This window comes from Rhizobium sp. UFLA01-1127, assembly GCF_059803845.1.
Genome location: NZ_JAUQTZ010000210.1, coordinates 1 through 7632 on the forward strand (window position 1 = coordinate 1; position 7632 = coordinate 7632).

7 protein-coding genes are annotated in these 7632 nt (G+C 62.9%); 3 read left to right on the plus strand and 4 right to left on the minus strand.

Annotated features, from left to right (window positions below):
* The 3 genes from Q4Q11_RS29980 to Q4Q11_RS29990 all read left to right on the plus strand — a co-directional run.
* A partial coding sequence (locus Q4Q11_RS29980) for a type 2 periplasmic-binding domain-containing protein (protein WP_498571749.1) occupies positions 1-545 on the plus strand: 545 nt, incomplete at its 5' end.
* 108 nt (positions 546-653) lie between these two features.
* Positions 654-1472, plus strand: a complete 819-nt coding sequence (locus Q4Q11_RS29985) for an ABC transporter ATP-binding protein (protein ID WP_112505336.1) — start codon at positions 654-656, stop codon at positions 1470-1472.
* Between the two features lie 13 nt (positions 1473-1485).
* A complete protein-coding gene (locus Q4Q11_RS29990; RefSeq protein WP_112504709.1) occupies positions 1486-2367 on the plus strand; it encodes an ABC transporter permease in 882 nt (293 codons plus the stop codon).
* Between the two features lie 270 nt (positions 2368-2637).
* Here Q4Q11_RS29990 and Q4Q11_RS29995 read toward each other — a convergent pair whose 3' ends face one another.
* The 4 genes from Q4Q11_RS29995 to Q4Q11_RS30010 all read right to left on the minus strand — a co-directional run bounded on the left by Q4Q11_RS29995 (position 2638) and on the right by Q4Q11_RS30010 (position 7549).
* Positions 2638-3420, minus strand: a complete 783-nt coding sequence (locus Q4Q11_RS29995) for a PhzF family phenazine biosynthesis protein (protein ID WP_498571750.1) — start codon at positions 3418-3420, stop codon at positions 2638-2640.
* A gap of 204 nt (positions 3421-3624) precedes the next feature.
* Complete coding sequence (locus Q4Q11_RS30000; protein ID WP_498571751.1) at positions 3625-5004, minus strand: sensor histidine kinase; 1380 nt, start codon at positions 5002-5004, stop codon at positions 3625-3627.
* Between the two features lie 25 nt (positions 5005-5029).
* Positions 5030-5698, minus strand: coding sequence for a response regulator (locus tag Q4Q11_RS30005; RefSeq protein ID WP_112504703.1), 669 nt, complete (start codon positions 5696-5698; stop codon positions 5030-5032).
* Positions 5699-5761: 63 nt separating this feature from the next.
* Positions 5762-7549 (minus strand): alpha/beta hydrolase family protein, encoded by a 1788-nt coding sequence (locus Q4Q11_RS30010; protein ID WP_112504701.1) that lies wholly within the window; start codon positions 7547-7549, stop codon positions 5762-5764.
* Between the last annotated feature and the right edge of the window lie 83 nt (positions 7550-7632).

A 7632-nucleotide genomic window follows, 5' to 3' on the forward strand; every position in this document is an offset into this window, starting at 1 on the left:
AGGCAGGCCTCTCTCCGGCCGACATCACGCCAGTTCCGGTCGGCGCCGGCCAGACCTTCATTGCGGCCATGCAGCAGGATGCCATCCAGGTGGGCATGACCACCGAGCCGACGATCTCGCGCCTGCTGAAGACGGGCGAGGCCAAGATTCTCGTCGACCTGCGCACGCTCAAGGGCACCGAGGAGGCGCTCGGAGGTACCTATCCGGCGGCTTCGCTCTATATGGATGCCGCATGGGTCGACGCGCATAAGGAAGAAGTGCAGAAGCTCGCGAACGCTTTCGTCAAGACGCTGCGCTTCATCAATACCCATTCGGGTGCCGAGATCGCCGACAAGATGCCGAAGGATTTCTACGTCGGCGACAAGGAGGGCTACATCAAGGCTCTCGACGCCGGCAAGGAAATGTTCACGGCCGATGGCGTGATGCCGGAAGATGGTCCGAAAACGGTTCTCGCCGTACTCTCGCAGTTCTCCAAGAACGTGAAGGGCAAGACGATCGACCTGTCGAAGACCTACACGACGGAATTCGTGAAGAACGTCAAGTAGCAGTCTTAGTGCCGCTTCCGGGCAGTGCCGGAAGCGGCAGTTCAAGAGAGTTTGCAGTTCACCGGGCTTTGCGTGCATGCCCCGAAGGCACGCGTCAGGATCAGCACCATGCAACAGGATGAACGCCGCATGCCGGCGATCGAGCTCATCAATGTCAGCCGCCGTTTCGTATCGCCGACCGGCAAGTCGCTGACCGCACTGCGCGATTTCAACATGACCGTCGAGCGTGGCGAATTCGTCGCCGTTGTCGGCCCGACGGGCTGCGGCAAGTCGACGACGCTCAATCTCGTTACCGGCCTTGCCAAGCCGAGTGCCGGCGAAGTCCGCCTGATGGGCGGCCCGGTCAATGGCATCGACCCGCGCGTCGGCTTCGCCTTCCAGACGGACGCACTCTTCCCTTGGAAGAACGTCATCGAAAACGTCATGGCAGGCCCGCTTTTCCGTGGCAAGTCGAAGGCCGAGGCCGAGAAGATGGCCAAGGACTGGCTCGCCCGCGTCGGCCTTTCGAAGTTCCTGCATCACTATCCGCACCAGCTGTCGGGCGGCATGCGCAAGCGCGTTTCGCTGGCGCAGACCTTCATCAACGAGCCGGAAATCCTGCTGATGGACGAGCCCTTCTCGGCGCTCGACGTGCAGACCCGCACGGTCATGCATGAGGAGCTGCTGAAGCTCTGGGCCGAACGCCAGGCTTCGGTGGTCTTCGTGACGCACGATCTCGAAGAAGCCGTGGCGCTTGCCGACAAGGTCTATGTGCTGACGGCCGGCCCGGCGACGGTCAAATCGGTCTACACGATCGACCTGCCGCGCCCGCGCGTCGTCTCGGAGATCCGCTACGAGCAGAACTTCATCGATTATTGCAAGACGATCTGGGACGACCTGCGTGAAGAGGTCGAAACCAGCTATCGCCGTGCCGCGGAAGCGGCATAAGGGAGGATTGATCATGGCAAACACAGCTCTCGAAGCAGGCAATGCCCCGATCTTCCGCGCCGGTACCTCGGATGCGGAGATCGAAGCCGCAGCGCTGAAGGCGCTCGCTCGTCGCAAGTATGTCGTCACGGGCTGGCAGATCGGCATTCTGCTCGCCATTCTCGGCCTCTGGCAGGTTACTTCCGACCTGCACTGGATCGATCCGTTCTTCTATTCGAGCCCCTACGGCATTGCGCTGCGACTCTGGGATTGGATTACCGAAGGCACCGAGAGCGGCCCCCTCTGGTATCATCTCGGCGTCACCATGGAAGAGGCGCTGATCGGTTTCGTCATCGGCTCGGTCACCGGCGTTCTCGTCGGCGTCGCCCTTGGCCGCAACAAGCTCGCCTCCGATATCCTGTCGATCTACATCAAGGCGATCAACTCGATTCCGCGCGTCGTTTTGGCGCCGATCTTCGTGATGATCATGGGCCTTGGCCTGCCGTCCAAGGTGGCGCTCGCCTTCATCATGGTGTTCTTCGTCGTGTTCGCCAATGCCTTTCAGGGCGTTCGCGAAGCCGACCGCAACATGATCGCCAATGCCCGCATCCTTGGCGCCTCCAACTGGCAGGTGACGCGCAACGTCATTCTGCCGTCGGCGATGAGCTGGATTTTTGCAAGCCTGCACATCTCCTTCTCCTTCGCCATCATCGGCGCCATCGTCGGCGAATTCGTCGGATCGCTTGCCGGTATCGGCTACCTCATCTCGATCGCCAAGGGTACCTATGATGCAGCCGGCCTCTATGCCGCGATCATCCTGGTGATGGTGGTGACGCTCGGCGCCGAATATGTGATGACGCTCATCGAAAACCGCATCACCCGCTGGCGTCCGCAGCAGAGCCTCGACACGCATTAAGCGTTGGTTTTCTGGTCCCTCCCAAGGCCAGGGCCGGGCATCTTGCCCGGCCTTTTTTATTGGGTCAGAAGACAGCAGTCATCCTCGCCCTTCGAGGCTTCGCGCCTCAGGGTGAGGATGGAGTGCGCGCGGTCTTGCGCAGAAAATTGCAATATTATGGAGCAGTTGCCACAAGATCCAAGCGAAGGGCTGATGCTACCGGGGCACTTGCCCCATAATGCCGCAACTATGTCGGCGCTGCTGAAAACACTAGCGGTCCGGATGGCAGCATCAGATTTCTGCCTGGCCTTCGAGGTAGAAGACGCAAGAACCCTCAAGCTCGACGCGCTCGCCGAAAGTACGGCAACGTAGCTCACCACCACGCGCGGAGGCCTGGAATGCGCGTAGGCTGGTTTTGCCGAGCCGGCTCGCCCAATAGGGCGTGAGCGCGCAATGCGCTCCGCCCGTGACCGGATCTTCAGGAATGCCTTTGGCGGGGGCGAAATAGCGGCTGACGCAGTCATAGCCATCGTCGCCGGGTGCGGTGACAATCACGCCAGCCCGGTCAAGTAGGGTGACTACCCCGAGATCCGGGGCCAGTTTCCGAACCTGTTCGGCAGTTTCCAGGACCGCGAGATAGTTATGCTGATCGACCAAAGTCTCGGTCGGGTTCTGCCCGATCGCGGCGATTAGCGCCTCGGGCGTGGAAGTGGCAAGCATGGGCCGAGCCGGAAAGTCCATGACGTAGCTGTCCCCCGAACGGGAAACGACGAGCGGGCCGCTTGCGGAATGGAAGGTTACGACCTCCCGACCCGGCTCAAGCCGCTCAAGAACCACGGCAGCGCTTGCGAGCGTGGCATGGCCGCATAAAGGCACCTCAACGGTCGGCGTGAACCAACGCAAACGATAGTCGGCGCCATCACGAACCAGGAATGCGGTCTCTGCGAGATTATTCTCGGCGGCGATGTCCTGCAGACGCGCATCATCGAGGAAGCTTTCGAGAATCATCACGGCAGCCGGATTGCCGCCAAAGCGCCGCCGCGTGAAGGCGTCTACCTGGAAAATCTGTACCAAGATTAAGGTCTCCGTTCATTTGCTCCCAGACAGCCGCTGATTAACCAAGCAGTCAATTCGCTTGTTGTCGCCGTGACAATTTCAAGGGACACGTCGATGCTTTGTGGCACTTGCTCCATAATGCCGGAAAATTGCCCATGGTGAGGCGCGCAGGCCATAAGGCCGAAGCCTCGAACCACGAGGGCGGATGGTGAACAACGGCTCTCAGGCAGCCGGCAGCCGTACGCGGACCAGCAGCCCGCCGCCGGCCGCATCGCCAAGCGTGACCGAGCCGCCGGCGCCGTCGACCACTTCGCGGACGATGGCGAGGCCGAGGCCGCTGCCTTCCGGCTCCGTGCCCATGATGCGATAGAAGCGTTCGAACACCTGCGCACGCTCCGCCTCGGGAATGCCCGGCCCGTTGTCTTCAACCCATAGGAGAGCCGTATCGCCTTCCCGGCCGATACCGACCGTGACGCGACCGCCCGCCTGCGTATAGCGGAGTGCGTTGTCGACGAGGTTGACCAGCATCTCGCGCAGCATCGTGCCGTCGCCCTCGATATGCACCGGTGTCTCGTCGGCCTCCAGTCCGAGATCGATATTGCGGCGCAGGGCCTCTTCGGCGAGCGTTTCCAGCACCCGCCGGGCGGTTTCCGCGAGCTCGATCGTGTCGTTGCGCGGCCGGCGGCTGCCGGGTTCGGCGCGCGAAAGCGTCAGGAGCTGGCTCGCAAGCCGCGTTACCTGCCGCGTGCTGGAGCGCAATGCCGTGAGTGCCTCGTCACGACGGCCATTGTCCGTTTCTCGAGCCGCGACGCTTGCCTGCGTGGAAATCAGCGCAAGCGGCGTCCGCAGCTGATGGGCGGCGTTGGAGACAAAGCGGCGTTGCGCCGCCATCTGGTTCTGCACGCGCTCCATATGGTCGTTGAGGGCATGGACGAGCGGCCGAAGCTCGTTCTGCACCATGTGGGGGTCCAAAGGATCGAGGCGCTGGCGGCCACGCTCGCGCACCGCGTCCCGCAGCCGCAGCACGGGAGCAAGACCGCGCTGCAGGCCGAAAATGGTCACCAGGCCGGCAAGCAGCACAAGCGCGAGCTGCTTGGTGAAGTCCGACAGCCACAGTCTGCGGCGCATTGCATATTGGCTATTGTGGGTGACGGCAACGACGACGGAAATCGTGCCGTCCTGATCGAGGCCGACAACCGGATGGCTGAGCATCAGCACGCGGACGCGGTCGGTCCGGAACGTCCTGTCCTCGCCGATCATGTCGCGCTTCGGCCGAGGCAGATCGGGGAAGCCGGCGACGAGATTTCCCCAAGCGGTCACGATCTGGTAGAAGACGCGGTCCCCATAGCCGGTATCGAACATTTCCAATGCGGCAGGCGGGATATCGATCTGTACGCTGCCGCTGGCATCGGCTCGCACGGCCTCCGCGATCACGCGTGCCGAAGCGAGCAAGGTGCGGTCGGTGACGAGATTGGCCGTCGCGTCCGCCGAACGGAAGCTCAGATAGAGGTTGACGCAGATCGCTCCGATCAACGTCAGGACGACCCAGGCGAATAGTTGCGCGCGAAGGCTCGTCGTCACCGCGCCGGCGGCGCGGCTCATGCCCCCCTGAGCTGGTGAAGTCTCGTCATTGCGCATGGCGAAGCAGGTAACCCAGGCCGCGCAGCGTCGCGATCTGCACGGTGCTGCCTTCGAGCTTCTTGCGCACGCGATGCACATAAATCTCTATGGCGCTGGTGTCGGCGAGATCGTCGAAGCCGAAGACGCTTTCCGACAGCGTCGCCTTGGTGACGGTGGTACCCGCTTTCATGATCAGATGTTCGAGCACGGCATGTTCGCGCGGCGTCAAAGCCAGGGATTCGCCGGCGAGAAAGAACTGTCGCGTCCCGCCGTCGAACACCAGGTCGCCGACAGCGATCTCGGGGGCTGCACGATCGTGACCGCGACGGACGGCCGCGCGTATGCGGGCCTCGAGCTCGGCGATTTCGAAGGGTTTTGCCAGATAGTCGTCGGCGCCGCTGTCGAGGCCGGCGACACGGCCGTCGAGGCTGGCATTGGCCGTCAGGATGATGACCGGCACCTTGTTGCCGCTTTGGCGCAGCCGCTTCAGCAGCGTCAGTCCGTCCATTTTCGGCAGCGACAGATCGAGGATGACGACGGCGTAGGCCGCGACTTTCAGCATATGCTCGGCATCTTCGCCGTCATACGCGATATCGACGACGTATTGCGCCTGACGCAGCGCCTTGCCGAGCCAGGACGCCAGTTCGCGGTTGTCTTCGACGATCAGGAGCCTCATGGACCGACTATACAGCAAGTATCGGATATGGCGAACATTTCCGGCGGTTTTCCAGTCCAGGCGTCATCGGTTGGCGAGCCTTAGGCCCATCTCCCTCACCTCCCTCAGATAGACCTTGCGCGCATAGGGCGGAGTCAGGTTGTGGTCGGCTTCGGGAATGATCGTAAGGCGTATGTCCGGAAAGTGCTTCAGGCCGGCGCCGTTCTCGCCGAACTGGTCATGCAGGTGATCGAGGCCGATGTCATGGGCGCTGTAGATCAGCGACATGTCGACGCCGCGCCTGGCGAGGGTGCGGAAGCCGCCGAGAACAGGTCCCTGTGCGGCGGCAAAGATGGGAAATGCGCCAAGCAGCCGCCGGCTTGCCCGCAGCGCGCGGCGGCCGAGTCCGGTCGCCATGTTGCATATGGCGCTTTTCGCATCGATCTGGCCGCCGAAGAGCCGTCTCAATGTCTCCATCTGCACGAGTTTCCGGCCGTAGGTTTCCAAAGACCGGGGTGCGAAGCGCAGGGCATCATCGACCGATCGGTTCTCGTCCCAATGGAAGCTGTAGGGGTTGACGGTGATGAGGCCGCCGCAGCGTGCATCGCATATGGCGGCCTGGAAGGCGAGATAGCCGCCGCTGCAGCGTCCCACAACGTAGGCCGGCAGCAGATCGCGCCTTTCCAGAAGGTCGAGCGCTTCCGCGACATCGCGATGCTGTTCGCGGGAATAGAGTACCTGTTCCGGGGCGCCGGAAAGCGGCGGACTGTCGCCGACATTGGCCGTGTCGAAACGCAGCGACGCAATGCCGTCGCGGGCAAGCGCGCGCGCCATGCTGACCGACATCCGGCCCCAGCCGGCATGCCTGTCATAGGCCGTCGTCAGGAGCAGTGCGGTTGCGCCCGTGCGGGCACCTTCGGGTTCGCAGAGTATGCCGAACAAGCGGTTTCCGGCGCCGAAACGCAGCGGCGTTTCATGAAAGCCTTCGCCGATGAGAGATTCCGCAACGGGCACGGCGAGCCCCGCCGAGGTGGCCGTGCCGGGCTGGGTGGCGATCGACTGCACCCAGGCGACGATTTTTCGGCCGGCTGCGGCGGGCATGACGGCGATGGTGGGGTTCGAGACGAGATCGTCATAGCCGTCATAGGCGGACTGCTCAACACTAAGGCCAAGCGTCTCGAGATGGCGCGCGAAATCTGCATCTCCCGGCCGGCCGGGCCGTGCCAGCACAAGGCAGTTCGGCACGGCGAGCCGGTCGAGCGTCATCAGGTTCAGTTTCCTGACCGCATCGGCGGCGCTGTCGGGCATGCGCAGGCTGGCGACGGTGACGCCCTCTGTCTGGCGCTGCGCTTCGGGCAGCCCCATGCCTTCATCGATCATCTTGGACCAGACGGCCAGTTCGCGCAGGTAGGACCGGCCGGAGACGACAGGGGCAAGAAAGGCGATGCCGCCGACGCTGGGAAGGCGCTCGGCGAGCGCAGCGGCGATGGTGCCGCCAAGACCCTGGCTGACGAGGATAAGGCGTTCGCAGCCGGAAAGCGCCTTCAGCTTTGCGGCGGCGGCCAGCGCGGTTTCCTGCCACAACATCAGGCCTTCGCCTTCATCGGTAGCATCAAGCGCATCGCCGGTGCCGGCATAGTCGAAACGCAGGCTTGATATGCCGAGGTCGGCGAGATCTTCCGCGAGGATCCGCCAGAATTTGCGGATGCACATCTCCTCGAAGCCCCAGGGGCTCAGAAACAGGACGGCGGTGCTGCGCGGCGCTGCAATGGCCGGTGCAAACAAGCCGACTGTGCCGGCGAAGGTTACCGGTGTCGCTGCCGATCTTGTCTGCTTTTTTGTCTGTTCTTCGGCGGCTCCCCAACCAGCCATGATAGTCTCCAATGAAAGAACACAAGGGGTAGAACACCTTCAACCGGTGGCCTTTCCCTGGGTTCGGATGTGGTTTGACCGGC

Excerpts from the sequence above, each read along its gene's own strand:
- Q4Q11_RS29985 (WP_112505336.1), top strand. The coding sequence starts at position 654 with ATGCAACAGGATGAACGCCGCATGCCGGCGATCGAGCTCATCAATGTC.
- Q4Q11_RS29990 (WP_112504709.1), top strand. The coding sequence starts at position 1,486 with ATGGCAAACACAGCTCTCGAAGCAGGCAATGCCCCGATCTTCCGCGCC.
- Q4Q11_RS30000 (WP_498571751.1), bottom strand. The coding sequence starts at position 5,004 with ATGAGCCGCGCCGCCGGCGCGGTGACGACGAGCCTTCGCGCGCAACTA.
- Q4Q11_RS30005 (WP_112504703.1), bottom strand. The coding sequence starts at position 5,698 with ATGAGGCTCCTGATCGTCGAAGACAACCGCGAACTGGCGTCCTGGCTC.
- Q4Q11_RS30010 (WP_112504701.1), bottom strand. The coding sequence starts at position 7,549 with ATGGCTGGTTGGGGAGCCGCCGAAGAACAGACAAAAAAGCAGACAAGA.